1 protein-coding gene is annotated in these 387 nt (G+C 46.0%); it reads right to left on the bottom strand.

The annotated features are described in order from the left end of the window. The coding region (locus H3O04_RS35775) for a cytosine permease (protein WP_202589558.1) at positions 1–387 on the bottom strand (387 nt) is incomplete at both ends.

The raw sequence follows: 387 nt of genomic DNA, 5'->3' as shown, positions 1-387 counted from the left end.
GTGTACAGTTCATCAAGATTAATTTGCCCACGCATCACCACAAAATAATGCGCCATCATCACACCAATTACCGGACCAAGCATTCCGCCGATAATATCGAGGAACAGATAAATACTGTCCTGATTTTCCATTAATTTCCACGGACAGATCAGCAGGCTGATAATACTGGCAATCAGTACGCCGTTTTTATAGGTCAGTTTCGTCGGTGCAATGGCGGCAATCTGATAACCAGCCGGAATAATATTACCGGTGGCGTTAGTAGAGATAGTCGTCATCAGAATAACCAGTACCGCAAAGAACGAGGCGAACAGGCTGTCCCAACGCTGAACAATATCCAGCACGTTCCAGGTGTCAGCGCCGTAATGAATACTGGCTCCGGCAATAATA

It is taken from the genome of Burkholderia sp. KCJ3K979, from assembly GCF_016759955.1.
Lineage (GTDB): Bacteria > Pseudomonadota > Gammaproteobacteria > Burkholderiales > Burkholderiaceae > Burkholderia > Burkholderia orbicola.
This window is presented reverse-complemented; position numbering and strand designations above follow the sequence as displayed.